This window comes from Bacillus sp. NH11B, assembly GCF_001884205.1.
In the GTDB taxonomy this organism is placed as follows: domain Bacteria; phylum Bacillota; class Bacilli; order Bacillales; family Bacillaceae_G; genus Bacillus_A; species Bacillus_A proteolyticus.
On the sequence record NZ_MAOG01000041.1, the window covers coordinates 1 to 612 of the forward strand.

General features: G+C 35.3%; 1 pseudogene. It reads right to left on the reverse strand.

Annotation, left to right across the window (positions count from 1 at the left end):
• Window positions 1–612, reverse strand: a pseudogene (locus tag BAU27_RS07930) (cell wall-binding protein); the annotation flags it as partial.

Consider the following 612-nt stretch of genomic DNA (forward strand, 5'->3'; position numbering starts at 1 on the left):
TTGTTATTCAAACGGAACTGAAATTTACCATCGTTAGAATTTCCTATCTGAACAAGTTCAAACACTTCATCATCGCCAAGCGAATCGGAATATTGAAGTCCGTTTCCTTCTTTTCCTGAAAGATATTTTGAACCTGTTTTTACGATTACTTTATTCGTTCCTTTTTTATAAGGGATAATTTGATAAGGTTTACCATCATTTAGTTTAATGAATGGCAGTTCCATAGATGTCTCTAGGACGTTAGTACGCTCCGCCAATACATCAGATAATCGATCATAAAAATCTGCACGAGCTTTAGCGTCATTATTAACATAGTTGTCAAGGACATCTTTAGATACTGGCTTTGAAGTCAATGTTATCAATTGTTTTTGCTTATCTGATAATTTATTTGCTATCTGATCAAATAGATAATCCGAATTTCTAGCAATCACCGTCCAATCGCCAAAGGAGTCGCCGGAATATTTTTTGTAAAGTGGACCAAGAAATCTTGGATTTTTACCAGATGCTTTTTCTACAAATGCATGTTGGCCTTGATTTATCACAACTCCGGTCTTTCCTTCGTCTAATTGTGCTTGTGTAATGTAAAGAAGATCGTGTTCTGAGACATTTGCT